General features: G+C 64.4%; 20 protein-coding genes. 14 read left to right on the forward strand and 6 right to left on the reverse strand.

Going from position 1 to position 26,304, the window contains the following annotated elements; translation table 11 throughout:
• Positions 1 to 13 precede the first annotated feature (13 nt).
• Genes SH412_RS21870 through SH412_RS21880 form a run of 3 tightly spaced genes read right to left on the reverse strand, consistent with a single transcriptional unit; the run spans position 14 to position 1,083 of the window.
• The gene (locus tag SH412_RS21870; protein ID WP_336520154.1) at positions 14 to 376 is read right to left on the reverse strand and encodes a cupin domain-containing protein; all 363 of its coding nucleotides are present in this window, start codon (positions 374 to 376) and stop codon (positions 14 to 16) included.
• 52 nt (positions 377 to 428) lie between these two features.
• Positions 429 to 887: a hypothetical protein gene (locus SH412_RS21875; protein ID WP_336520155.1), complete on the reverse strand. Its 459-nt coding sequence runs from the start codon at positions 885 to 887 to the stop codon at positions 429 to 431.
• Between the two features lie 52 nt (positions 888 to 939).
• Positions 940 to 1,083 carry a hypothetical protein gene (locus SH412_RS21880; RefSeq protein ID WP_336520156.1) on the reverse strand — a complete coding sequence of 48 codons (144 nt, stop codon included), beginning with the start codon at positions 1,081 to 1,083 and terminating at the stop codon, positions 940 to 942.
• A gap of 442 nt (positions 1,084 to 1,525) precedes the next feature.
• Here SH412_RS21880 and SH412_RS21885 point away from each other — a divergent pair, with 442 nt between their 5' ends.
• Both SH412_RS21885 and SH412_RS21890 read left to right on the forward strand, forming a co-directional pair.
• Positions 1,526 to 3,580, forward strand: coding sequence for a DUF2079 domain-containing protein (locus tag SH412_RS21885; protein ID WP_336520157.1), 2,055 nt, complete (start codon positions 1,526 to 1,528; stop codon positions 3,578 to 3,580).
• Positions 3,581 to 4,034: 454 nt separating this feature from the next.
• Positions 4,035 to 5,381, forward strand: coding sequence for an SH3 domain-containing protein (locus SH412_RS21890; protein ID WP_336520158.1), 1,347 nt, complete (start codon positions 4,035 to 4,037; stop codon positions 5,379 to 5,381).
• Positions 5,382 to 5,460: 79 nt separating this feature from the next.
• Here SH412_RS21890 and SH412_RS21895 read toward each other — a convergent pair whose 3' ends face one another.
• Positions 5,461 to 6,828 carry a cytochrome c3 family protein gene (locus SH412_RS21895; protein ID WP_336520159.1) on the reverse strand — a complete coding sequence of 456 codons (1,368 nt, stop codon included), beginning with the start codon at positions 6,826 to 6,828 and terminating at the stop codon, positions 5,461 to 5,463.
• Between the two features lie 261 nt (positions 6,829 to 7,089).
• Between SH412_RS21895 and SH412_RS21900 the strand changes: the two genes are divergently transcribed.
• The 7 genes from SH412_RS21900 (at position 7,090) to SH412_RS21930 (ending at position 14,555) form a co-directional block, all read left to right on the forward strand.
• The gene (locus tag SH412_RS21900) at positions 7,090 to 7,653 is read left to right on the forward strand and encodes an RNA polymerase sigma factor (RefSeq protein ID WP_336520160.1); all 564 of its coding nucleotides are present in this window, start codon (positions 7,090 to 7,092) and stop codon (positions 7,651 to 7,653) included.
• A gap of 23 nt (positions 7,654 to 7,676) precedes the next feature.
• Positions 7,677 to 8,372: a hypothetical protein gene (locus SH412_RS21905; RefSeq protein ID WP_336520161.1), complete on the forward strand. Its 696-nt coding sequence runs from the start codon at positions 7,677 to 7,679 to the stop codon at positions 8,370 to 8,372.
• Between the two features lie 71 nt (positions 8,373 to 8,443).
• Positions 8,444 to 9,688 (forward strand): PDZ domain-containing protein, encoded by a 1,245-nt coding sequence (locus SH412_RS21910; protein ID WP_336520162.1) that lies wholly within the window; start codon positions 8,444 to 8,446, stop codon positions 9,686 to 9,688.
• Between the two features lie 209 nt (positions 9,689 to 9,897).
• Positions 9,898 to 10,884: an adenosine kinase gene (locus tag SH412_RS21915; RefSeq protein WP_336520163.1), complete on the forward strand. Its 987-nt coding sequence runs from the start codon at positions 9,898 to 9,900 to the stop codon at positions 10,882 to 10,884.
• 121 nt (positions 10,885 to 11,005) lie between these two features.
• A complete protein-coding gene (locus SH412_RS21920; protein WP_336520164.1) occupies positions 11,006 to 11,908 on the forward strand; it encodes a diacylglycerol/lipid kinase family protein in 903 nt (300 codons plus the stop codon).
• Positions 11,909 to 11,935: 27 nt separating this feature from the next.
• Entirely contained in the window at positions 11,936 to 12,784 is an 849-nt protein-coding gene (kdsA, locus tag SH412_RS21925; RefSeq protein ID WP_336520165.1) for a 3-deoxy-8-phosphooctulonate synthase, read from the forward strand.
• A 160-nt stretch (positions 12,785 to 12,944) separates the two neighbouring features.
• Entirely contained in the window at positions 12,945 to 14,555 is a 1,611-nt protein-coding gene (locus tag SH412_RS21930) for a tetratricopeptide repeat protein (protein WP_336520166.1), read from the forward strand.
• A 57-nt stretch (positions 14,556 to 14,612) separates the two neighbouring features.
• Here SH412_RS21930 and SH412_RS21935 read toward each other — a convergent pair whose 3' ends face one another.
• Both SH412_RS21935 and SH412_RS21940 read right to left on the reverse strand, forming a co-directional pair.
• Positions 14,613 to 15,875, reverse strand: a complete 1,263-nt coding sequence (locus SH412_RS21935; RefSeq protein WP_336520167.1) for a transthyretin-like family protein — start codon at positions 15,873 to 15,875, stop codon at positions 14,613 to 14,615.
• Between the two features lie 92 nt (positions 15,876 to 15,967).
• Positions 15,968 to 17,074, reverse strand: coding sequence for a DUF1559 family PulG-like putative transporter (locus tag SH412_RS21940; RefSeq protein ID WP_336520168.1), 1,107 nt, complete (start codon positions 17,072 to 17,074; stop codon positions 15,968 to 15,970).
• 574 nt (positions 17,075 to 17,648) lie between these two features.
• On the opposite strand from SH412_RS21940, the gene SH412_RS21945 reads away from it, so the two are divergent.
• The 5 genes from SH412_RS21945 (at position 17,649) to SH412_RS21965 (ending at position 26,215) form a co-directional block, all read left to right on the forward strand.
• On the forward strand, positions 17,649 to 18,380 hold the full coding sequence (locus tag SH412_RS21945; protein WP_336520169.1) for a M90 metallopeptidase family protein: 732 nt from the start codon (positions 17,649 to 17,651) through the stop codon (positions 18,378 to 18,380).
• A 207-nt stretch (positions 18,381 to 18,587) separates the two neighbouring features.
• Positions 18,588 to 19,784: a hypothetical protein gene (locus SH412_RS21950; RefSeq protein ID WP_336520170.1), complete on the forward strand. Its 1,197-nt coding sequence runs from the start codon at positions 18,588 to 18,590 to the stop codon at positions 19,782 to 19,784.
• Between the two features lie 78 nt (positions 19,785 to 19,862).
• A complete protein-coding gene (locus SH412_RS21955; RefSeq protein WP_336520171.1) occupies positions 19,863 to 22,919 on the forward strand; it encodes a PSD1 and planctomycete cytochrome C domain-containing protein in 3,057 nt (1,018 codons plus the stop codon).
• Between the two features lie 182 nt (positions 22,920 to 23,101).
• Complete coding sequence (locus SH412_RS21960; protein ID WP_336520172.1) at positions 23,102 to 24,331, forward strand: MFS transporter; 1,230 nt, start codon at positions 23,102 to 23,104, stop codon at positions 24,329 to 24,331.
• Positions 24,332 to 24,484: 153 nt separating this feature from the next.
• Positions 24,485 to 26,215 (forward strand): NCS2 family permease, encoded by a 1,731-nt coding sequence (locus SH412_RS21965; protein ID WP_336520173.1) that lies wholly within the window; start codon positions 24,485 to 24,487, stop codon positions 26,213 to 26,215.
• Positions 26,216 to 26,304: the final 89 nt, after the last annotated feature.

Consider the following 26,304-nt stretch of genomic DNA (forward strand, 5'->3'; position numbering starts at 1 on the left):
CTCCGGCTATTCGCTATTCGTCCCGATGCACCGTCGCCGGCGAAAACGCCGGCAGGCAGACGGCGACGTACTCGGCCCCGTCCGGATGCGGCGTGCTGTAGCGGACCCACTCCCCCGCCGCCACAATCACCGCCTGCCCGGCACCAACCGTCAGCGTCGACCCCCGGCTCTCGACCGTCAGCTCGCCGCGCAGAACCAGCGTGAACTCGTCAAACTCCGGCGTCTGCCCCGGCTCAACCCAGCCCGAGGGACTCGTCATCCGCGCCAGGCTCAGCGCCGAAGTCCCTGAATTCACCCGCCCGACAAACTCTTCAATCCTCTTGGGCTTGTTCCCTGCGGCCTGAATGATCGTCGGAGCGGGGATCAGCGTGGGCATGGCGATCGTCCTGCGATGGAATAATCATAAGTGGGTTCGTCGGATCGACGAGTTATAGCAAGTTGGACCAGTCTCGCGCCCATTCGTAGATCCGTTGAACGTCCCCGTCTTCGAGAGGCAGATCGTTGATCGTTGTCACGGCTTGAGAAGTTCTCCGATCGCCGTCGTACCGGCTTTCACAGCGAAACTGGAGTGACAGCAGCCCGCCGCCGTTCTCCACGCGGACCTCCAGGTCGACGGCATGGTCGCAGTCCTCCAGTACAACTTCTCCCTGTTGACGATCGATCGACTGCCGCAACTGCCGGATGAATTCCTTGATCTGCCCGGCATGGAGAAATCCTCTCGCCTGAAACTGCAGCGAAGTGCCGTTCCGGAACTCAAGACCCCACTCCGTCTCTTGGTCGTCGAGCAGTTCAAACTGCAGCACGATCTCGATCCGCCGGTCGGAAAATGAGACGGGTTGTGAGTGCAGCGTGCAGCGCGACGACGTGAAGTCCGAACCGCCGGGCATGGCGTGTCCTCCAGAACAATCTGACGGTCAGCACAATCGCGTCGTGGGGAAATCACTCAGCGCCCCAGTTCAAGTCCCACCAGATCGCCAGCGACGACACATTCGCGAGAAACAGCCAGACGACAGCATGCAGGACCACCCATCCGACGCCAACCCATCCGCGCGTCCGGATCACGGAGATCGGAACCAGCAGCATCCAACTGAGCGCCTGCGACACCCAGTTGGCGTTCGCCGGAGCGGACTGGCGGGAAAACCATATGCGGCGGCGGCAGGCAGCGAATCGCAGGCACCAGCCCGTCATAATCTGATTTGCGATGCGGCCTGCGGGCCATCTTCGCCCCCCCCCTGCACCACTGGATCCGTTCGTCCAACCACCCGTGACGCACAGGCTCGAAGTTCTTTGGCAGGCCAACTTTGCAAAACTTCTGCCGGTGACTTCGTGAACGGCGTTGGGTGGGTTGGTCCGGTCTCCTCCCTCGCCACAGACGGCGGGAGAACGGGCAGGACGTTGACGGCCGCCTTTCTCAATCGACAGACCGACGCCGTTGCGCTTGCCGCAAGGTGCATTGCAACGCACCATGACAGGGGTATCCGCCCCGCGTCGGTGCGCCGAGACGCCCCCCACGAAAAAACGACTGATGCCCCGCCCTGCACCTGATCGACCGCAGCCAATACGCCTCTGGCCAGCGATCGTCTGCCTCGTCGTCGGCGTCGCACTGCTGGCCAGCCTGCTGCAGACCTGGCTGGGAACGGCTTCTCTGGCGACGCAGTTTCTGTCGCCGGAGAGCTGGCGACACGTGGTCGCCTCGGACTTCATCGGCGGTCGCGTCGCGAGCGACGGCGCAACGGCGGAGCTGCCCTATGCTCCATGTCTCGTTCTCAGTGCGGGATTCTGCGTGAGCGGAGGAATCCTGTCGCTGGTTGCACTGCGGCGACTCGGCTGGTCCGAATCCCTGCGGCGGTCGGCGTGGATCTGCGGCCTGACGGCGATCTCACTCGATCTCTGGGAATGGGTCTGGCTGGTGACGGCACTGCTCCCCTGGCAGGCGCCAATGCTGCTGATGAGCGTTCTGCCGCCATTCTGGGCGGCAACGGCCCTGGGGGGCGGATTGACCGCGACTCTCGCAGCCGCTCAGCCAGAGAAATCGACGACCAATCCGGACCGGTCGCGGAGCGCGGCGGTCTGGGCATGCGTCGCGACGTACGCTCTGGTCTTCGTGACGATGAACTGGCGGCTCTATTTCAACCTGCTGATTCCCCACGGCGACTCCGCGATGTACGAGGAGCACCTGTGGAATCTGCTGCACGGCAAGGGATTTCGCAGCTACCTCGACCAGGGTCTCTTCTGGGGCGAGCACATCCAGTGCGTGCATCTGTTTCTTTTGCCGCTCTATGCACTCTGGCCGTCCCATCTGCTCCTGGAACTGTGCGAGTCGTGCGTGCTGGCGGCCGGAGCGTGGCCTGTCTATTGGCTGGCCCGACGGCATTCCGGCGACTCGCGGGCGGCGGTCTGCCTGGCGGCCAGTTACCTGCTCTACTTCCCCACCCAGTTCCTCGACATCGAGATCGATATCAAGACGTTCCGTCCGGAAGCGTTCGGACTGCCGCTGCTGCTGTTGACGCTCGATCAGCTCGACCGGAAGCAGTGGCGCGGGTTCCTGGTCGGGCTGTTGCTGACGCTGACCGTCAAGGAAGACTATTCGCTCGTTTTCGGACCGCTCGGGCTCTGGATCGCCTGGCAGGGCTGGACGCGGACGGGGATCGACAATCCGACGACCGCAAGACGCTGGCAGTGGTCGGGACTGGCGCTCACGGCGGCCTCGGTCATCTACCTGTTTCTGGCGACGCGGGTCGTGATGCCCTGGTTCCGCAGCGGGGCCGAGGTCCATTACGCGCGGTACTTCAGCAAGTTCGGCGAGACCCCCGAGCAGATCGTCCGGACGATGCTCACGCAGCCGGGGCTGCTGTTTGGCGAACTGATTTCCATTCCGACGCTGCTCTACGCCCTGTCGCTGCTGGTCCCCGTCGCGGGAATCGCATTGCTCTCCCCGTCTCGGTTGCTGGTGGGCCTGCCCCTGTTCGGCATCCTGTGTCTCAACGAGCTGGCCAAAGATCCGCGGCATCAGTTTCATGCGCCGCTGGTGGCGATCGTCTTCTGGGCCGCCGCCGCCGGACTGCCCCACGCGACGGGATTTCTCAACGGACTTTCCCGGCGGCTGGGTCGGAACCTGTCCGCAGAGCAGTCGGCGGCGATCGTCCGGCATGCAGTCTGGACATTCTCACTGACGACGGGGCTGTTCTTCAGCGTGTCTCCGCTGGGAGTCGCCTTCTGGGATCCCGGTTCGAGCTGGAGCTGGCAGCGACTCTACGCCCCGCAGGAGCGCGCGGCGAAGTTCGCTTCAGTTGCGGCGGTGATTCCGCAGACTGCGCGGGTCGCTTCCACAGACTTCGTCCACCCGAGATTCACGCACTACGCACGGTCGTACGACTACAGCGGCTACGCGCGGAAGGTCAGCAACTACGAGCAGCGCGTGCCGGACGATACGGAATACATCGTGATCGACACCCGGCACCGCTACAGCACAATTCATCGCCCGGAAGACGTCCCCGAATACCGCGACCATCCGGACCAGTGGGAACTGCTCCCCGATCAGACGGACGGCTACTTTATCGTGCTGCGGCGCCGGCGGTGAACACCACAGAAGTAGGACTTAACCACGAATCACACGAATGAATACGGATGAGGAGTACGGAAGAGGGAGGAGGGAACCACGAAGAGCACGGAGTTCACGGAGAGAGAAGAAACGCCGAGTTCGGTCTATTGATGTCCGACTCGAACATGCGAGTGCCGGGTGTCGCTCCCGCGAGAGATCCTCCAAGTCTTTTGTTTTCCGTGAACTCCGTGAGCTCCGTGGTTCCCCCCCCTCTTCTGAATTCATTCGTGCGAATTCGTGTCATTCGTGGTGGCATGTCTTCTGCATTGTGAGGTTCGCGCCGATGTCCGCCCCGGGTCCGTCTTGAGCCAAAACCCGGAATTCACTACACCTCCCCTTCCCTTTTCCGGATGTTCGATTCGATTTCGGCAGATCTTGCCGGACGACTTGTCCGCAAGCCTTGTGCTGCATTGTTTTTACGGAGGCCCGGTCGATGCGTGCCGCGTTCGTCGCACCGCTGATCTGCCTGCTGCTGACCGGCCCCCTCGCCGGCCAGGATCGCCGCTTTCCGTACATCGCGATTGTCGACGTCGAAGAGGAACCCGTCCGCAGCGGCCCGGGCCCCAAATACTACGTCACGGCAAAGTTGAACCGCAGCACGAAGGTGATGGTCCACCGCCACGACCCCGGCGGCTGGTACATGATCGCCCCCCCCGAGGGAAGCTTCTCCTGGGTCAAAACCGACCACGTGCAGCGCACGGCGCCTGACCGCGGCACGATCACGATGAACAACGTCATCGTCCGAGTGGGGAGCGCCTTCGGCGACGATGTCGAGATCTGGCAGCGAAGCCTGTCGCGCGGCGATACCGTCCAGATCCTCGGCCAGAAGACGTTCCAGGCCGACTCCGGCCCGGTGTCCATGTACAAAATCGTGCCGCCCGAGCGCGAATTTCGCTGGATCGCCGGCAAGGCCGTCGTCCCCGCCGATGCCCCCAAACCCTCCTTTGCCCAGCCCGATGCCAATCCGCCGGTCGCAAAGAAAATTCTCCCCGTCGACGAGCAGGAATTCGCCTCAGACCCCATTGCGACGAAGGCCCCCACCGATGTCGTCGAGCGGCCCATGATCAAGTCCGGGGGAATGGAATCTCCAGGCCCCGCCGGGCCGAACGTCGCAGCGGCCGATGACGGCGGCTTTCGTCAACGCCTCGCAGAAGCGGACGACCGCTTCCGGTCCATGATCAAGGACGCCCCCCCCACCTGGGACCTGGCGAGCCTCGACCAGGCCTATCGGCAGCTCGAAGCCGACGCGAGCCATCCCGCATCGGCGACTCAGCTCAAGCTGCGTCTCGACGCCGTCGAGCGTTATGCGAAGATCAAACAGAACTGGGAAGACGTGACCCGGATCACCGCGGAAACCCGCGCCCGCGACGCTCAGCTCCTGAGCATGGCGCAATCGGGACAGCTCGCCGCGGGACAGACCGTTTCTCAACCCCAGCCGGTCGCGCCTCAACCGGCGCCAGGAGTTGCCGGTACGGGACCGATCGCCCCCCAGCCCGGAGCGGCGACTTCACAGGCCCCGACGCGCGGACTCTCCCAGTTCGCCGGCGCCGGAGTCCTGCAGCGCGGCGGGGCAAACGTTCCCGGCGGAGCACCGTACGTGCTGGTCAGTTTGGACAATCGCATTCTCGCGCACCTTTACCCGGTACAGGGACTCGACCTGGCGCCGCTGGTCGGACGACAGCTCGCGGTCGTTGGCGAGCGCACGTACCGCCAGGAACTGCAGGCCGACGTCATCGTCGTGCGGCAGGTGCAGCCCGTCCGCCTGCGGCCGGCGCCATAGGACGCCTCATCAAGCCAAACGGCCGGCTGGAAGTACCAGCCGGCCGCGGTCGGTCATCGGACTTCATCCATCCTGGATGCTAGTCTTCCCGACGATGCGGGAACGGATCCGACGGCTTCTCTTTGTGGCAGACGGTGCAGTCGTTGATGACGCCCGCATGTCCCTGGACCAGCTTGGCCTGGACGTTGTCGGCATCGGTGACCGCCGGTCCGGTGGCGTGCTGCGGACCGTGGCAGGCGGCACAGTGGACGCCGCCGTGGCCGCGGGACTCCTTGAACAGCTTGCCGGGTTCTTCGAACTGGAATTTCGGCTTCATCGCCTGGTGGCAGGAGGCACAGGTCGGTTCGTCGACCCACGGGCGTCGATTGACGTCGCCGACCGCGGCCATGTCGCCGTGGCAGTTCACGCAGGTGATCCCCTTCGAGAGGTGCACATCCCGCTGACACTCCGTATTCACACCCGGATGGCAGGCGTAACAGGCGTTGGTGACGTTCGGCGGCAACTGGTTCATGCGCGGCGCGTGAGCACCGTGCATCGCGTGCGAGAACATGCTGACTCCCGGCATGCCGGTGGTTCCCAGCGCCGGGTCGGCGTGGCATCCCGCGCAGAGGACGGGTTTGCGGAGCTCCAGGTCTGTGGGGAAGTTCGTTCCGTTGGCGGCGTTGTACTTCGTCACCGTGGCATCGTGCTTGCGGAGGATGTCGGTGGCGACGCTGACGAGCACGTTGCCCTTGTCGTCCAGAACTTCCTTGTGGCAGAGATTGCAGTTGATCTCCCACGACACGGGAACCACGGCATCGGTCTGACCGACAAGTGTTCCCTGTTCGTTCTTGACCGTGATGTGCGCGAGCTGAAACGGGTTGTTGATGCCGGAGTCGGTCAGGGGAGTGATCGGAATGCCGGTGACGTTCCAGTCGCCCTTTCCGGTAGGAAACAGGCGGCCAAACAGTCCGTTGCCGGTCAGTCCGATATCGGGCGGCAATACGACACCGAACAGGCCGAAGGCGTAGACCCAGAAATTGGTTTTCGTGACAGAAGTCGCGTTTCCCGGGATCGAGAACTCGACGTTGACGTGCTCGGTGACAATCTCCGGGCTGCCTTTGGTCCGATCGATGACGGTCGCATGCAGCGTGTTAAACGGCGGGAGAATGCAGATCTCGGAGAAGTCCTGGTTCATGCAGTGCATGCCCAGATCGTTGTAGCCCAGCACCACGTAGGGCGACTTCGCCGCCGTGGGACTGGGAGCCGGTCTTGGCTTTCGCGTTTCGGTCTCCTGGGCCTTGACCTTCGCCTTCGATTTGGACTTCTCCTTCGATGCGCCCAGCGCCTGTTCCTGCATCGGAGACGTCGAGACGACGACGCCTGCGAACAGCGACAACCCAAGGACGGTGAGAGAGACCGGGATCAGACGACGTCTGACGTGCGGCGACGAGCGGGCACGGACCATGTTGAGACTCCTCAAAACAATGGAACTCGAATCGGCTGGCCCGCCACGAGACATCGTAATGAGACATTCATGTCTGTCAATCGTTAATTCTTGATGTGGCGACTTGTCGATATTTATGTTTTGAAACTGATTTATTGGCGAATAGGGAATTGCGATCCAAGGGCCACGACCTGACCGCCGAGCCATTCCACGCAGTCATCAACGGGACCGTTCTGAAAAATTCCGCAAGATCCGCCCCCTTGCGGCAACTATTCTGGTGACATGCACACGTCACCGCCGAGCCACGGACGTCCGGCCGCGGAGCCCAGCGACTGGGCCTCCGCCCTGACGCTCCATCAGCGGTGGCTGCGGGCCGTGATTCTCGCCCGCAGCCGCGAGGCCCAGGCTGTGGACGAGATCCTGCAGGAAGTCGCGCTCGGCGCCGTCCGAACCCCGTGGGGGACTGTTCCGGCGGACAGGGCCGCTCCTTGGCTGTATCGTCTGGCGGTCCGGCAATCGCTGCTGTACCGTCGCAAGCTGGGCCGGTTGCGGCGGCTGAACGAGCGCGTCGGCCGGGAGCGCACGACGAGAATTGAAACGGAACCCGATCCGCTGGCGTGGCTGCTGGCGGGAGAACGTCAGCAACTGGTGCGGCAGGCCCCGGGACTCCTGGCCACGCGCGATGCGGAGATTCTGCTGCTGAAATATGCCGAGGACTGGAGCTATCGCACGCTGGCCGAGCATCTGGGAATTACCGAAAGCGCCCTCGAAGCCCGGCTGCATCGCGCCCGCCAGCGGCTGCGGACGGAGTTGACCATTCTGCAGGAAAGCGAGGTGTCCCGATGAGCCTCTCTCCCGATCGAACATCCATGACTTCACGACCGCTGAATGCCGCGACCTGGGACCGCTGGGCCGACGGCGAACTGACCGACGCCGAGCAGCAGGATTTGCTGCTAAGGCTGGATCTCGAACCGGAACACTGGCGGCCGTTGGCGCTGGCGTTTGTGGAAGCGCAGGCTCTGCGTCGGTCCTGCCGAGACCTGCCTGAGGCCCTCCCGATCGCGCTTCGCGTCCCCCAGGCGGCAGCAACCGTCGTCCGGGCCTCCCGCGCTCGCGGCGCCTGGACGGCACTGCTGGCCGCCACCTGCCTGATGGCCTTCGCTGGCGGCTGGTGGGGACACGGACACTTTGTCCGGCCCGTCGCCGAGATCGCCAACGCGGCCCCCCCTTCCACGTTCGCCGATCCCGATCCGACATCTGCAGCGGTGGCTGCGGTCGATCCCCCTCAACGGGTCGAAACGTTGCGGATCGGCTTCGCCAACCCGGCGGGCGAAATCACCGAGAACGTGGAAATCCCCGTCATCGACCAGTCGGCGGGGAACGTCCGCGCCTGGCTCGCGCAGTCGATGGTCAGCGACAGCGAACGCGAGCGACTCAGGCGGGCGGGAAACGACGTCCGAGAAGAAACCGAACTCTACCAGGTGACGCTCGGCGACGGTCGGCAAGCGCTGATTCCGATTCGAAATGTCACGTTCGGCCCCCTGGGTCCGGACGATTTTCAGTAGTTCGAGCCATCTCGGCCGCGCGCAAGGATGTCGCCGGTCGCCGTATCCAAAGTCAACAAGGAGAGTTTTTTATGACGCTGACGAACTGGACGCCGCTGGTATTCGCGACGGCCTTTGTGGCCGTGACGTATCCGATTATGGCCCAGGAGACGCCACTTGAACCGTCTCCCGTGATCCGACAAAGGAAGACGAAATTGGATGTTCCGCCGGGAGCATACCTCGGACCAGCCAATCCACAGACGACCAAGGACACCATCGTCGTCGATCCGAACCTGTTTCCCCGACCCCCAGTTCCGAATGTGATCTTTTATCGAAGCCCCGATCAGCCGGCCGACGCCCTCAAGGCCCAAGTGGTCACCGTGCATGAAACGGGAACGCACTGGATCGGCGTAGGCTGCTCGCCCGCGACGGAAACGCTCCGATCGCAGCTCAAGCTGGAAACCGGCGTCGGACTGGTCGTCGACCACGTGGTGCCCGGCAGTCCGGCAGACAAGGCCGGCCTTAAAGTCCACGATCTGCTCTTGAAGATCCAGCATGGCGAGAAGTCGATCGTCCTCAAAGATCTGGCGGACCTGTCGACCGCGGTCAGCCACGTGAAGACCGACGAAATGCAGATTGAGCTGCTGCGGGCCGGCGAACGACAGTCGCTGAAGATGACGGCTGAAGCGAGGCCGAATCCCGTCTCCTATGTCCCGTCCGAGAGATTTGAGATCTTCGCGACAACAGGCGAAGCACCGGAACAGGGAACGACGACGACCGGCGTCTATCGCCTGAATGTCGCCGGCCCGGCGTTCGCGTTCGCTCACGTCCGCAAATTCGGCGGCCTGCCCGAAGGCGTAACCGTCTCAATCACACGGACCGGGAACGAGCCCGCCAAGGTGACCGTCAAGCGCGGCGAGCAGTCATGGGAAACGACGGAGAAAGATCTCTCGGTCCTGCCGGAAGACCTCCGCGGACCGATCAACGAGATGCTGCAGCATCCGCCGCTGCCGGTGAGATTCCCATATCCGTTGGTGTCTGGAAGCGATGGGCCGGGACCGGGAGTGCTGCCGCCACAGCCGCCCGTTCCGCCGCAGGCATTCCGGATCGAGAAAGTCGTTCCTGGTCAGCCGCAGAAAGTGCAGAAGGAAGCTCTGCAACAATCTCGCGAAGCCCTCGAACGGGAAATGGACGCCAAGCTGGAGAAACTGCAGAAACTCCAGTTGCAGGAACAGAAGGCGCAGCTCGAAGCCTTGGACAAAAAGATCGAAGCCCTGCAGCAGGCCGTCGAAAAACTCCAGGCTCCTCCGGCCGAGAAGCCCCAACGGAACGAATAGCGTTCCCTCGCCCCGAGTCCTCAACGCGCCGAGCCCGCGACTGTCCCAGTCGCGGGCTCGCTCTATTCCTGGTCCTGACCTTCTCTGCGATACCCGAATCCCGAGACTCGATACCCGCTCGCCCCCATGACTCCCCGCCCGCCACCCGGTACACTCTCCCCCACCGGCGGCGACGCGCCCCGGACCGCCTCCTCAAGGAACTCGATCGCATGAGTCAGTATGACGTGTACGGCGTCGGCAACGCCCTGGTCGATATTCAGTCCCGCATTCCCGACTCCCTGCTGGAGCCGCTCGGCTTCGGCAAGGGGATCATGACCCTCGTCGACGAGCACACGCAGGTCCGCGTCCTCAGTTCCCTGGAAGGGGCCGCCGTCAGTCGCTGCGCAGGGGGCTCCGCCGCCAACACGATCGTCGGCATCGCCGACTTCGGCGGAAAAGCCGCCTATGCCGGGAAAGTCGGCCAGGACGAGCTGGGGGATTTCTGGCTCGAAGACATGCGCAACCTCGGGATCAAAATTGAGGTCGATCAGTCGCTGGGCAAGACCGGGGCCTGTGTCGTGCTGATCACCGAAGACGCCCAGCGGACCATGCTGACCCACCTGGGGCTTTCGGCCACGCTGGGGCCCGAAGACATCTCGGAAGCCGAAATCAAGAAGTCAAAATACGTTTACATCGAAGGCTACCTCTTCGCCGGCGAATCGACAAAACAGGCTGCCATGCGGGCCATCGAGCTGGCGAAGAAGCATAACGTGAAGGTGGCCTTCACCGTTTCCGACCCGTTCCTCATCGGGATGCATCGGGAACTGTTCTGGGAGCTGATCGCCGGCCCGATTGACCTGCTGTTCTGCAATCTCGAAGAAGCCCGCAGCCTGACCGGGCTCCAGGATCCCGTCGACTGCGCCCACAAGATCCACCACCACGCGGCCGACGTCGCCTTGACCCTCGGCGCCGACGGCTCGCTCCTGATGCACGAGCAGAAGATCCACCCGATCGAAGGGCAGCCCGTCACCGCGATCGATACGACCGGCGCCGGTGATATGTACGCCGCCGGCATTCTGTATGGCCTCACCAACGGCCTGTCGTGGTCGCAGGCGGGGCACCTGGCCTCCCACGCGGCGGCCCGGATCGTCGGCCAGATGGGGGCGCGGCTGAGCCAGAAGTTCACGCCCGCGGAAATCGCCGAGCTGCGGGGCTGATCGCGGATGCTGACCGGACGCCGGGCAGCGTCCAGGACGTTTCCCCGGCGCTGCCGACGCTTTGAATCGGCGGCGCCGGAGACTTTCGCAAGCCCCCGCTGTCGTGCTACCGTCCTCGGGCATGACGCCACCACCTCGTTACGTCGCCATTCAGCGAAACCCGCACTCCGGGCCACGGGCCCGCCGGCAGGAGCTGCTGGAACTGATTCGCGAACTGCGGATCCGGGGCTTCACGCCGCGCATGTTCTCCCGTCGCGAACGGCTGCGGCACTGGATGAACGACGAGCGCCGGCGCAGTCGCCTGGAATGTCTCGTTGCCGCGGGAGGCGACGGAACCGTAGACGACCTCGTCTCGCGCTATCCCGGAGTCCGACTGGCGGTTCTGCCGCTCGGCACCGAAAACCTGCTGGCGAAGTCGCTCGGGATCTCCCGGTCGGGACAGGCACTGGCCGATTTCATCGCCGCGGGAGTGACGCGCCGGATGGATCTGGTCGCTCATGGGGACCGCCGGTTCTGTCTCATGGCCAGCGTCGGAATCGACGCCGAAGTCATCCGCCGAGTCCATCACTATCGCCGCGGCCACGCCTCCCGCTGGAAGTACGCGTGGCACATTCTCCGCTCGCTGGGGACCTACCGGTTTCCAGAGCTCGATGTCTATCTCGACGATGCCGCGGAGCCCCTGAAGGCCCGGCAGGTCTTTCTGATCAACCACCCGGCCTATGCGCTCGGTCTCAAAGTGGCGCCGGAAGCCCGCAGCGACGACGGTCTGCTGAATCTGTGGCTGTTCTCCCGAGGCGGCGTCAGTCATACTTTCGGCTGGTTCCTGGCGGCCTGGTTCGGCCGGCTGGGTCGATCGGCGGATCTGGTGGCGCGAACCGCCGCCCGCGTCCGACTGGCGTCGGTCGGACGGGCTCCAGTTCAAGTCGATGGCGACCCGGCGGGACATACGCCGCTGGAACTGATCGTCGTTCCGAGTGCTCTGGAAATCGTCGTCCCGCCCGTCGCCGCCGAAAGCCAACGCTGAACCCGCTCTCTGATGAAAGGATTCGTCATGCCGGTCAATCCCGTTCCCGTGCAGCAATGGAAGTGCGGCGCCGGCCAGCCGCTGCTGCTGATCGCCGGTCCGTGTGTCATTGAGAGCGAACCGCTGGTGATGCAGATCGCCGAGCGCCTGGCGGAACTGTCCTCGACGCTGAGCCTGCAGATCGTCTTCAAGGCCAGTTTCGACAAAGCGAATCGGACCAGCGTCGACAGCTTTCGCGGGCCGGGACTGGCGAAAGGCCTGGAGATCCTCGCAAAAGTCCGCGAGAAGTTCGGGTTGCCGCTGACGACCGATATTCACGAACCCCAGCAGGCGGCCCCGGTCGCCGAAGTCTGCCAGATCCTGCAGATCCCGGCGTTCCTGGCTCGGCAGACCGACCTCGTGGAGGCGGTCGCCGAGCAGACCGCCCGACGGGGGGGCGTAGTGAATGTGAAAAAGCCGCAGTTCGTCGCCCCGGAAGACATGGTCCACGTCGTCCGGAAGTGCGAAGCGTTCGGCAATCCGCGCGTGCTGCTGACCGAGCGCGGCACAATGTTCGGGTATGGACGCCTGATCAACGACATGCGATCGATTCCCGTGATGCAGTCGTTCGGGACGCCGGTCATTTTTGACGCCACGCACAGTGTTCAAATGCCCGGAGGCGCCACGACCGGCGGCAAACGGGAAATGGTTCCGTTTCTCGCCCGGGCGGCGGTGGCCTCCGGCTGCGATGGGGTGTTTTTTGAGACCCATCCGGACCCCGACCGGGCCCTCAGCGATGGCCCCAACATGGTTCCGCTCAATGAGTTGCCGAGACTCATCGATCAGCTCGTGCGCCTCCGGACGCTGGCTCTGGAGTTCGCCAGGCCCGCGGAATAACGACGAGTCTCGCCGCCCGCGATCGTTCGGACGGGAAAGTTGGCGAGGATTTCGCCATCATTTGGCGTCGTTACGGCGTAATTTCCAGAAGCGGTCCGCCGCAATCTCCGCGGGTTCCGTCGCCAAGCTCCGTGAACTCCTTTCTCGGTCGGAATTCCTCATGTCGTTTGCAGCCGGGCGATCCTGCACAGCCCTCCTTGCCGGTCTGTTGATTCTCAGCTCCGGATGTTCCCGCCCGGCCGCGAAGCCCGCAGCAGACTCCAAAGCGACCGAAGCAGCTTCCGCCGGCGAGAAGCAGACTTCGGAACACATGCTCGACAGTGCTCTGCATCAGCTTCAGCCCGAAAATCTGGGGATCGATTCGGACCTCGAATCCGCCGTCAGCATGCTCAACAGTTGGCGGCTGCTGGCCGAAGCCAACCCGGCCGTCCCCCCGGTCCCGCAGGTCGACGATCTCCCCAAAAATTTCCTGAACGCAGAACTGCTGGCGACGCTCGGCGAAAAGAAGTACACGCCGATGGACGCCATGTACATTCGGATGTGCATCCTGGCGCGCGCCGTCGCCGGTTATGTTTCCGACCGCTCTGACGACGATCTGCGACGGGTGGTTCTGCTCTTCGAATACGTCTGTCGCAACGTGGCGTTGAACGACGATCCCGTATCAGCCCCGCCCCTCTTTCCCTACGACATCCTCCTCTCCGGGCGCGGGACCGCCTCAGACCGCGCCTGGGTCTTCTCCAATCTGCTCAAGCAGTGGCGGATCGACGCCGTCATCATTCGCCCGGAAGACGCCGGCGGCGACGAGGACGCCTGGTTGATGGGGGTTCCCGTCGGCGGAGAAGTCTATCTGTTCGATCTGATGCTGGGGCTGCCGATTCCCGCAGAGTCGGCTCCGACGGAAGCCCATCCCCGCCAGCCGGCAACGCTGAAAACGATCGTCGAGCATCCCGAGTGGCTGGCGGCGCTCTCGGCCCGCACCGACCAGCCCTACCGTCTCGACGCGGAACAACTGAAGTCGCCGCGAATCGAAATCATGTCCGATCTGCCGTCATGGTCGCAACGAATGTGGGAGCTGGAGCAAGTCCTTCCGGGCGAGAAACTCTGCGTGCTCTACGACGCGCTCGTCGAATCGACGACCCAGCCGGGCCTGATTCAGCGGCTGGAAAGCGCCGGCGTCCCCAGGCCCGCGTCGGGCTGGACGTTGTGGAATCATCCGCTGATCACGCTGATCCGGCAGCAGCAGATGCCGCAGCAGGACCTCATGAAGATGATGAACGACGTCCATATGCCGTTCATGGTCCCCTTCACCTACGAAGTCGACAAGGAGACCGGGCAGCCGCAACTTGGCCCGGCCGAGAAGCAGCAGCTCCGCGTCCGCACGAGCCAGTTGCTCGGTCAGTTCCAGGAAGCGACGACTGGCTTTCTGGCCATCCGGATGCTGGGACTCAAACCGTTCCCCGAACCGACGCGCCAGCAGATTCACCAGATCGCAGCCGACGACGCGTTCTACTGGAGCGCCGTCGGCAAGTACGAACTGGGCGAGTATGTTGAAGCGGCCGATGCGCTCGCAGACTATTCGCGCCGCATCGCCACCCGGCAGCGCTGGCAGCCCGCCGCCAGACAACTCCTCGCCTGGTCGCTGGCGGACCAGGGCAAATACGACGAGGCCATCAAAGCGCTGGCCCGTCCGATCGCCGACGATCCCTACCGTCCCGCCAACGCGGTCCTCGCGCGGCGCTGGGCGGCCCTGGCCGAAGCCGCGAACAAGTAAAGTCGCGGTGGATTGCGGCGACCGGCCGCTTCGATCGACTCCGCGAAAACGGGACCGTCATCTTCGAGCGGCCGCCCGTGTTGGAGCCCCTTTCATCTCAATGTCGATCGTCTGATTCCCCTCCTTCACCTCTCGAAGGACCATGGAGCCTTCGCCGAAGTCCGGCGGAATATTGATCGCAGTCGGAGCGCCGACCGCCGAGATCCAGACGCGGTTGCGTCCCACGGCGACTCCCGCAATCCGATCGATGTAGAGCATTTTGAAATGCCCCTTCTCGTCCGTGATGGCGGTCGAAGTCCGCACCCGTTCCCCACCTGCCCCTCCCGTTTCGCCTTCGATCGGCGAAAAGTAGACGGTGGCGCCGACGACCGGCTGGCCGTCGAGCGTGGCGACCCCTTCGACATATCCCAGCTTCGGCAGCTTGATCCCCCCGCCCATCATGCTGTCGAAGCCGTAGTACGCGCCGGCCGCCGCCAGCAGCCCGATCAGCAGAATGCCGACGCCCTTCAACCCGACCTCGCGCGCCATCCCCGACCAGTCGATCGCCGGCTCGCGGGCGTCGTGCTGCTTCATCTCCGCCGAGCCGTCCTTCATCGCCTTCCGCAACTGCTTCACCGCTTTGGCATGATCCCACAGATCTGCCGCCGCCGAGGCCCCGGAGACCGTGGACGATCGAACCGGCGCCGCCACCGGCTCAGAGCCCCGCTCCGGCTCCTCGCGGCGCTGTCGAACGACCGGCTCAGGCGGACGCGGACGATCGGCGGGCTCCCGCCGTTGCGGTCGGTCGACGGGGGCCTGCTTTGGACGCGGAGCGGCGCTTCGCGGCGGAGCGGAACCGGCAGGAGCTTCGTTCAGAAACGCAACCGGATCGAAGTCCTCATCTTCGTTCCCGGCGGCCTGAGATGTGGCCGGAGTTTTTCCGTTGGACGATGGCGCGCCGTTTCGAGCCTCAGGCTCGACGCGGGCGACCGGCGCATCGATCTCGCGCGTGTCATCGCTGGCCTGCATCTCCGCCGTCCCGTCATCCCCCTCCGAGACGGAATCCCGACCGAGTTCGCGATCCTCCCCGTCCTCGACATCGTCCGACTCGGAAACACCGCCGTTTCGCAAGGAACTCGCGGGGCTCTGCCGGGGCGCCTCGGCATCGGCAAAGCCCGCCGACATCGCCTCAAGCTCCATGTCGGACGGCGGCGGCCCGCCCACAGCAACGGGGATGTGCAGCTCGACCTTGCACTTCGGACAGTGCCGGACCGTTCCGGCAAGGTCGTCTCGCACGTTCAACGCCGAGCCGCACTCGGAACAGAGCATGTGAATCGTCATCAGCGAACCTCTCGGACGAACCCCCGGCCAATCTCTGGAGCATTGCCGACCGTGAAAACCGGCAGCGCAGTCGCGCAGGAACGCTACGCCAGCTACTGCGGCAGATTCACCGGGCTCCCCTGGGCCATATTGCCCAGGTTGCGCCAGGTCCGCAGGTCGATATTGAAGCCGACGTTTCGCACGCTGCCGTCGGCAAACAGGGTCTGCACGACCTGATCGTGCGGGCTGTCGGCTTCGTCGAAATACAGACCGCTGTGCGGAGCATTGCGAGCGCTGAAGAGCGTCGCCGGCCCGCCCCACGCCCAGCCGTCGGCGCTCCGCTGCGGCGGCGGCAGCAACAACTGCGAAACACGCCGCTCGGCGACCACCATCACGTTGGACGTGCCATCGGTGATATCGCGGAGCCCGAACGCCGTGTTGACGCCAAACACGCCGATGTTGGTCTGGTACTGCGTGTACTGCGACGAATAGATCGTCTGGCCGGTCAGTCCGATCGCCGAGGTGACGGTGGCAGTCAACTGCGCCGGAGTCAGCTCGTAAGTCTGGCGATCTGTGGCGTCGTTTACGTTGTCGTGAAAGGTAATTCCCGATCCGCTGCAGCCGGCATAGTCGTTGCCCCCCTGACCCCACGGCGCCTGATTTTGCAGCGGACTCGCCTGTTCGACACGATCGGGCGCTGAGAACGTCGATGTCGACATCATCGAAGACCGGCGCGACGGGCAGTAAAACACCCGGATGTCGGTCTTGGGGGCATACAACAATGTCAGATCCGGCGGAGGCAACTGCAGACCGATTTCGCCATTCGACCGGACGTTGTTCCCAAAATTCCAGGCGTTGTAGAGCGGCGTCTGATCGAGCATCGGCAGGATGTGCAGCATCCAGCTCGTCCCGTGATAGCCCAGATTGTTCAGCCCGTTGAGCTGATACGCCCGCGGCTCCACCGGACTGGCGTAGCGACCGATCGTGTCCGTCAGATAGACATTGCTGATCTGGCCCGGCGGCAGGACTCCATGAGCGTCGTGATAGTTGTGGAGCGCCAGTCCGATCTGCTTCAGATTGTTCTGGCACGAGGACCGGCGAGCCGCTTCCCGCGCCCGCTGGACGGCTGGCAGCAGGAGGCCGATGAGCACCGCGATGATGGCGATCACCACCAGCAGCTCGATCAGGGTGAAGCCGTTGCGACGCAATCGTGTGCTCATGGCATGCTCCCGGTCCGACGACAAGTTGAACTACAAAATCAAAGCGAATCCCTTATTCGTTCACCCACCCCGCAACGTTCCGGTGCGCAACCGTCGCACCTGCGCAGAGATGAGGCTCAAATTTCTATCCGTTCGGCGCAATCCGAAACTGGCACAGCTCTTGATGATCTATTGGTTTCGATTGCCCCGTCAATATGTGATCTCCCCGATGCACTTGTTTTTTTGAAAGCATTTGTTCTCGCCCTCGGCCCGCTGAGACGGCCGCCGAAGCTTACGCAGTCAACGCAGTCCCCGAAGTTCTCCCGGCAGATCCTGCCCGCTCCAATTTTGAGAACTTCTCTAGCAGCAAGCAGATACGCCGATCTCTCGCAATCTGCGAACCGGTCGCTCGAACCGACCGTCAACGGTTTGTGCAGTAGTATTCGCGAGCGTGACGCTGGGAATTCCCGGTATGATTCCGAGCGATTCATCGCCTGAGTTTTCTCGCCGGATCGATCTGCCGATCGATCATCGCCTCCCCGCACGGCCTGTTCTGCTTGCTCACCTCTTTCCTCTCCCCGTACCGGAATCCGACATGATCTCCACCCCGCGATGGCTGCTGCTCACGCTCGGCCTGCTGGCAGCAACGACCGCGGCGATTGCCGACGAACCCGCCAGACCCACGACTCATCAGTCGCAAACCATCGAAGGCTGGTCGGTCCGGATCGATCAACGGCTGCTCGACGGCGAAAGCGAAGATGTGGCCCTGGGCCGCCGTGCGCTCCGATTGCTCGGCGATCGCCTCTACGAGATTCAGCTCGTCGTCCCGGCCGATCGTGTCGAGCAACTACGCAAAGTCACCATCCAGCTCGACCGGACTCATGGCAAGCTGACCTCCATGCAATATCATCCCAGCGCAGACTGGCTGCGGAACAACGGCTACAGCGAAACGCTGGCCAGATGCGTCCACCTCCCCGACGCCGCGGGCTTTGCCAGCCCGAAGCATCACCAGCAGCAGCCCTGGGCCGTCCTGCACGAATTGGCCCACGCCTACCACGACCAGGTGCTGGATTTCGAACATGCCGAGATCAAAGCCGCCTGGGAACGATTCCGCGACGGCGGCAAGTACGAAAAAGTCCTGCATATCGACGGCGGAAACCGCCGGCACTATGCCCTGACCAACCAGAAAGAATTCTTCGCGGAAATGTCCGAAGCCTACTTCGGCCTCAACGACTTCTACCCGTTCCACCGCGCCGAACTGCAACGCGACGAACCCGAGCTATTCAAGCTGCTGCACGAAATCTGGGGACCGCCAGTCAGCGAATAGCGAACAGGGAAGCGGGCTTTTCGCTGATCGCTGATCGCCGGAGGAAGACTTAACGCGCGAATTGCAGCTCTGGCGATCAGCGATTCGCGATCTGCGATAAGCCCTCTGCCATTCGACATTCCGCCTTCGTCATTCGACATTCCGCGCGCCCGGCATGCTAAAGTGTCTCCCCGGATTCCTTCACTCTGATCGCCGGAGCCACCGCGGATGTCAGTGACTTACGCTTTCGTCTCCCAGGGACGTCTGTTTGTGGCGCAGGACCATCTGCCGCCGCAGGAACTGACCAGCCAGTTCGCCGGCCAGTACGAGGACCGCCAGGCCCGTCAGCAGCAGGCGCACGGCTGGAAGGACCGCAGCGGGCTTTGGGGCGAGTTCGGCGTGGGCTCCCCGTTCGGCGCCATGGGAGAACAGGCGGCCCCCCGTCGGATTCGCTTCAGCAGCGCCGCACTCGGAACCGCGCCGGGCGAGGTCTCCTATCTGGTCGACTTTGGTCACATGACCGGCCTCTTTCAGCAAACGCTCGCCGATCACAGCGAGCGCCGGTTGTTTCACCGCAACGAGTTTCCCGCCCGGGAACTGACGCGAGATCGCCACTCGGGCATGCTGGCGATGTCGGTGGCCCAGGCGGACGGTTCCAGCCGGATCGCTGTCTGCGAACCGGACGGCCGGCTGGTTCGCGAAGTCACCGACGGCGACACCGTCGATGAAGCGCCGAACTGGACAGGCCAGGGCCGCCGACGAATCGTCTACCAGGCCGCTCCGATCCTGCGAAACGCCGCTGGATATCCGCTGGGGCTCGGTCCCTACGCGATCGAAGAAGTCGATCTCGACGCGAAGAAACTCTCGCTGCTCCACGAGGAGGAGGACTACGACTGTCTTCAGCCGCGCGAGGACGCGGCCGGTGCGCTGTACTACATCCGCCGGCCGTACCGCGCTCCTCAAACCCGTCCGTCATTGCTGCAGGTGGCAAAAGACGTCGGGCTGTTTCCATATCGGCTGCTGCGGGCCGGGTTCGCCTATCTCGACTTCTTTTCGATGCGCTACACGGGCGAACCTCTCCGTACCGCCGGCGGCCCCGAACGAAAGATCCCCGTTCCCGAAGACTTCTTCCGCATTTCCGGCCAGTGGATCGATCCCCGCAAACAGTACGCGCAGAAGGGAGAAGTCGCCTCCTCGCTGGTTCCGCGCGATTGGCAGCTCGTCCAGCGGGCGTCGGGCGGAGCCGAAGAGGTTCTGGCACGCGGCGTCCTGTCGTTCGACCTGACGCCGGCAGGCGACATCGTCTATTCGACCGGAACCGCAATTCGCCTGAGAACCGCCGCGGGGCTCGACACCGAACTCGCCCGCCAGCGCCTGGTGGAGCGCATCACGGTCCTCGCCGGCGTCGACCCCGCCGCCGACTGACTGGACCGCCGCGTTGTCCTCGATACGGTGCGCCGGGTAAGATCGACGGATCTTGATGGGTCCACGATGAGGCGCAACATGCAACGATTGACACTCCTGGCCGTCGTCTGGAGCCTGGGGCTCGGGGTTGAGAGTCGCGCCGCCGACAAACCCCTCCCGGAGCAGATCGAGTTCAATCGCGACGTCCGGCCGATCCTGTCCGATGCCTGTTTTCAATGTCACGGCCCCGATAAGAACCAGCGTCAGGCCGAACTGCGGCTCGACCAGGCGGCCGGCTACGCAGGAACAAACGACAAGCCCGGCGCTGTGATCCCGCACAAGCCGGAGGCCAGCGAGCTGTTCCGCCGGGTGACGACCGCGGCCCCCGATGAAGTCATGCCGCCGAAAGACAGCGGCAAGACGCTCTCTGCCCGCGACAAAGAGATCCTGCGGCGCTGGATTGAGCAGGGAGCGGAGTACCAGGGGCACTGGGCCTACCTCGTGCCAACCCGACCGGCGGTCCCCGCCGCGACGCCGGCCATACCGGCACGCAACGAAATTGACCGCTTCATTCAGGCTCGGCTGGCCGCCGCCGGTCTGCAGCCCGCAGCGGAAGCCGATCGGGTCACGTTGATCCGCCGGCTGACATTCGACCTGACCGGGCTGCCGCCGACGCCCGCCGACGTTCAGGCCTTCCTGCAGGACGCGCGGCCCGATGCCTATGATCGGCTCGTCGAGCGGCTGCTGGAGTCGCCTCACTTTGGCGAACGGATGGCCGTCTACTGGCTGGATCTCGTGCGGTTCGCCGATACCGCCGGCTACCACAGCGACAACCTGCGGGACATCGTCCCCTACCGCGACTACGTGATCGACGCATTCAACCGCAATCTTCCTTTCGATCAATTTACGATCGAGCAGCTCGCCGGCGATCTCCTTCCCGAACCGACGCTCGGCCAGAAGGTGGCCTCAGGCTACAACCGACTGCTGCAGACCACCGAAGAAGGGGGCGCCCAGGCGAAGGAATACATCGCCAAGTACTCCGCCGATCGCGTCCGCAACGTCGCCGATGTCTGGCTCGGAGCGACGCTGGGGTGCGCCGAGTGCCACGACCACAAATTCGACCCGTTCACTACGCAGGACTTCTACAGCCTGGGAGCGTTTTTCGCCGACGTGCAGGAACCAGCCATCGGCGGGCGCGGTCCCGGAATGCTGGTTCCGAGCCCGGACCAGTCGCAGCGACTGGCCGAGCTGGATCAGACCGTAGCCTCCGCCCGGCAGGATCTGGACGCCGCCGTGCAGGCGCTCCTTGCCGGCGACGCCGCCTGGGAGCAGGAATTGCTCGCCGACTCGGGCTGGCGGCCGCTGGGCTCGGCCGAAGCGAAGGTCGAAGGAAGCGACGTGAAGCTCGCCGAACAGACCGACGGATCGTGGCTGGCGCAAGGCGCGGTCGGCGCTCAGGAGAGCTTTGTGCTGACGTATCCGGCGTCCCCTCGCGGACTGACCGCGCTGAAACTGGAGGTGCTGGCGGATGACAGCTTGCCCGCCAAAGGTCCAGGAACGGCCGGCAACGGAAACTTTGTGCTGACGGAGTTCAATCTGTCGACGACCGGCGCGGACGGGAAAGAACAACCCGTCAAGCTGGTCCGGGCCGTCGCCGATCACGCCCAGAATGGACACGCCATCGAGACGGCGTTCGACGGCAAAGACGCCACCGGCTGGGCGATTCTCCCGCACGTCGGACAGCCGCATGAAGCCGTGTTTGCGGCGGAACAGCCGTTTGTCAGCGAAGACGCCGGGACGTTGACTGTCCGTCTCGAATTCCGCTCGCCCCACGCCAGTCACTCGATCGGCCGGTTCCGTCTGTCGGCGACGACGCTGCCGGATCCAATCGCCCGCTGGACGCCGCCGCAAGTGCGATCGGTCCTGGCGACGCCGCGCGACCAGCGCAGCGCGGATCAGCAGACGGTGCTGACGCAATTTCTTCGGGATCAGTCGCTGCAGCTTCAGCCGCAGCGGCAGGTGAGCCAGCAGCGGCAGCAGGCGCGGGACCAGTTTGTGGCGACCATTCCCCGGTCGCTGATCGCGCAGGCCGGGCCGCCGCGAACTGTCCGAGTCCTGCCGCGGGGGAACTGGATGGACGATACCGGCGAAATCCGCGAGCCCGCCATCCCCGCGTTTCTGGGACAGGTGAATGCTGAAGGCCGGCGCGCCAATCGCCTCGACCTCGCCAGTTGGCTAGTGTCCCCGGAGAACCCGCTGACGGCTCGCGTGTTTGTAAATCGCTTGTGGAAGCTCTTCTACGGCGTCGGGTTGTCCCAGACGCTCGAAGACAGCGGCAGCCAGGGGGAATGGCCGACGCATCCGGAGTTGCTCGACTGGCTGGCGGTCGAGTTCCGCGAATCGGACTGGGACGTCGAGCACATGGTCCAGTTGATGGTCCTTTCACACTCGTACCGGCAGTCCTCCGTGCAGACGTCCGAGGCGCGGGCCGTCGATCCCTTCAACCGCCTCCTCTCCGCCCAGCAGCGATTCCGCCTGGACGCCGAATTCGTCCGCGACAACGCGCTGGCGATCAGCGGGCTGCTGTCGTCGCAGGTCGGGGGCGAAAGCGTAAAGCCCTATCAACCGGAGGGGTACTGGGATTACCTCAATTTTCCGCGGCGGACCTGGCAGGCCGATCGGGGCGAGCGGCAGTATCGCCGGGGACTTTACACGTTCTGGCAGCGATCGTTTCTGCACCCGCAGATGCTCATTTTCGACGCCCCGAGCCGGGAGGAATGCGTCGCCGACCGACCGCGCTCGAACACGCCGCAGCAGGCGCTGGTGCTGCTCAACGATCCAACCTTCTTCGAAGCGGCCCGCGTCTTCGCGACCCGGACGCTGCTGGAGGGTGGTCCGACCGACGAGTCCCGGCTGGCGTGGGCCTGGCAACGGGCTCTCTCCCGTCCGCCGCGCGCCGCGGAACAGCAGTTGATCCTGACGCTGCTGCAGAAGCATCGGCAGGATTACGCGGCCGACCCCGCCGCGGCCAGGGCGTTGCTGACGTCCGTCGGCTCCGCCGCGCTGCCCGACGGAGTCAGCGAGCCCGAGCTGGCGGCCTGGGTCTCGGTGACGCGCGTGCTGCTGAATCTGCACGAGACAGTGACGCGCCTGTAGCGGCCGGCAACGAGCTCACGCAATGAATACAAGAATTCGACGACGGGCAACGGTGGACTCTAAACATCCCCCTTTCGACATTCCGCCTTCGTCATTCGACATTTCCTCTTGGCGTCTTTGCGTGAAATCTGCCTCCTCGCGGCAACTGGACGCACCACCGCGCGACAGCTACGCTGCCGCTCATGTCATCCACCGACGCCAGCCCCGATCGCCGACTTCCCGCGAGCATCTGGGCGCTCGGCGTCGCTTCGCTCTGCATGGATACGTCGTCCGAGCTGATCCACAGCCTGCTGCCAGTGTTCATGGCCACCACGCTCGGGGCGTCCATGCTGACGATCGGGCTGGTCGAGGGACTGGCAGAAGCGACCGCGTCGATCACGAAAGTCTTTTCGGGCGCCCTCAGCGACTTTCTCCGCAGGCGAAAGTTTCTGCTCGTCCTGGGGTACGGCCTCGCCGCGATCACCAAACCGGTCTTCCCGCTGGCCACTTCGATCGGCTGGGTCTTTGCAGCCCGGTTTGTCGATCGCATCGGCAAAGGCATTCGCGATGCGCCGCGGGATGCGCTCGTTGCCGACATCACGCCGCCGGAGTTGCGCGGAGCCGCTTATGGCTTGCGACAGGCGCTCGATTCCGTCGGAGCTTTCCTCGGGCCGCTGCTGGCATTGATCCTCCTGTCGGTGTTCGCGGACAGCATCCCCGCGGCGATGTGGTTCGCGGTCATCCCGGCGGCGATCACCGTCATCGTGCTGATCGTCGGAGTTCGCGAACCCGCGCCACGTTCGACGGGGGAAGCGCTCCGGCCGCCGCCGACCTTCGCCGACGCCCGACGGCTGCCGCGGCGATTCTGGCTCGTGGTGCTGCTGGGGGCCGTCTTCACGCTCGCCCGGTTCAGCGAAGCGTTTCTGGTATTGCGGGCGCAGAATGTCGGCCTGCCGCTGGCCGCCGTGCCGCTGGTGATGATGGTCATGAACGTCGTCTACGCGGCGGGCGCCTACCCCGCAGGGGCCGCCGCCGACCGCTGCAGCGCGCGGACGCTGCTGCTGATCGGCCTGGGTTTCCTGATCGGTGCAGACCTGCTGCTGGCCCTGGCCACTTCACCCGCAGCCGCACTGGCCGGGGCGGCCCTGTGGGGACTGTATCTGGCCGGCACGCAGGGTCTGCTGTCGAAGCTCGTCGCCGACACGGCCCCGCTCGATCTGCGCGGCAGCTCCTTCGGCATCTTCAACCTGGTGTCCGGCGTCTCCCTGCTGCTGGCCAGCGTGATCGCCGGCGGACTGTGGACCACCCTGGGCCCGTCGGCCACGTTCTTCGTCGGAGCCACATTCGCAGCGATCGCCGCAATCGGGCTGTGGGGTGCAGGGAGCAGCGAGTCGCGAACTGCCGGAGATTGGTCAGTCGTCCGTCGGCAGTAGTCCGTGGCGAAAGTCCGCAAGTGCGGACGTCCTTTCTGGCTCTCGACTCTGGACTCTCGACGGCCTTTCGACATTCCGCCTTCGTCATTCGACATTTCCCTTCTCCGGCGACGGTACTGGACGACCTCAGGCGTCAAAGCTACGCTGCTCTCCATGCCAAACGCCGCCCCCTATCCGTGGTTTGTCCGTCGCGATCTCGACGGATTCTTCGGCCTGTTCATCGACAACCTGGTGCAGCTCCTGCTGATCGTCGCCCTCTGCTCGACGCAGTGCGGCATGACCGGCGACGCCGCCTGGCTGCTCTACGGGAGGATCCTCCCCGGAGCGGCGGTGAGCATCATCCTCGGCAATCTGTTCTACGCCTGGCAGGCCCGCCGACTGGCGCAGCGGGAGGGCCGCAGCGACGTCACAGCCTTGCCGTACGGCATCAATACGCCCTCGCTCCTGGTCTACGTCTTCTTCGTGATGGGTCCGGTCTTCCGGCAGGGAATCGAACAGAAGCTGTCCCCCGTCGCCGCCGCCGAGCTGGCCTGGCAGATGGGGCTGGTGGCGTGCATCGGTTCGGGCGTGATCGAATTTCTGGGGTCGTTCGTGGCCGAATCGATTCGCAAGCGAACTCCGCGGGCGGCGCTGCTGTCGACGCTGGCGGGGATTGCGATCGGCTTCATCGCGATGACGTTCGCGTTGCAGATCTATCAGAAGCCGCTGATCGCCATGCTGCCGCTCGCCGCCGTGCTGATCACCTACTTCAGCCAGTCGTCGTTTCCACTGGGGCTGCCCGGCGGGCTGATCGCCGTCGCCCTCGGGACGGCCACCGCCTGGCTGTTGACCGGGCTCGTGCAGGTCTGGCCCGATGCGCCCGCGTGGATCTCCGATTCCACGATGAAGGCGGCCGCAGTCCCTGCCGCCTGGAGTCAGGCCGGGCTGCAGCTTCCGCATTTCTGCGGCGACGCTCTCTGGACGGTCCTCTCGAACCCGACGGCATGGCTGGGGCATCTGTCGGTCATCGTGCCGATGGGGCTGTTCAATCTGGTCGGCAGCCTGCAGAACATCGAATCCGCCGAGGCGGGGGGCGATCGATTCCCGACGGCCCCGTCGCTGGCGGCAAACGGAATCGGCACCCTCTGCGCCGGGCTGTTCGGGAGCTGTTTCCCGACGACGATCTACATCGGACACCCCGGCTGGAAGGCCCTCGGCGCACGGGCGGGATACTCGACCCTCAACGGCGTCGTAATCACCATCCTCTGCTGCACGGGGACCGTGGCGGTCATTCAGAGCCTGATCCCGATCGAGGCCGGCGTGGCCATCGTCCTCTGGATCGGCATCGTGATTACCGCCCAGGCGTTTGCCGCCACGCCGACGAATCATGCCCCCGCCGTAGCGATCGGACTCTTCCCCGCGATCGCCGCCTGGGGCCAGACCGTCGTGCAGGGCGCCTTCATCAGCGCCTGGGATTTTTTGAAAGTCCCGCACGACGAGTTCGCCGCGCACGGCGGGCGGACGATGCAGGATCTGTTGACGGTCAACCAGTCGGCCGAGATCAACGGATTCCTGCTGCACGGCCTGCTGTCGATCGAGCGGGGCTACATTTTCACCTGCATGATCCTGGCGGCGATCTCGGCGTTTCTGATCGATCGCAAGTTCCGGGCGGCAGCGTTCTGGGCGCTGCTCGGGGCGTTCTTCGCCGGGATCGGCCTGACGCACGCGTATCAGTTGCAGGGAAACATCGTCGACTTCCTGTTCGCCTTCGACGCCCCGCGCGACGGGTCACTGGAATTCCGGGCCACGCCGATTGCGATCGGCTACCTGCTGACCGCCGCAGCGTTTCTGGCCTTCGGCTGGTACCACGCGAAGCATGGGGACGACAGGCGGGTGGAGCACTGAGGAGAGCCAAGTGAGAAGTGCTGAGAGCCAAGTGATTGGCGGGCTCTGTATTTCCCGACTTCGGCCCGGTTGAATCTCAATGTTCGGGT

The sequence above is a fragment of the Planctellipticum variicoloris genome, assembly GCF_030622045.1.
In the GTDB taxonomy this organism is placed as follows: domain Bacteria; phylum Planctomycetota; class Planctomycetia; order Planctomycetales; family Planctomycetaceae; genus Planctellipticum; species Planctellipticum variicoloris.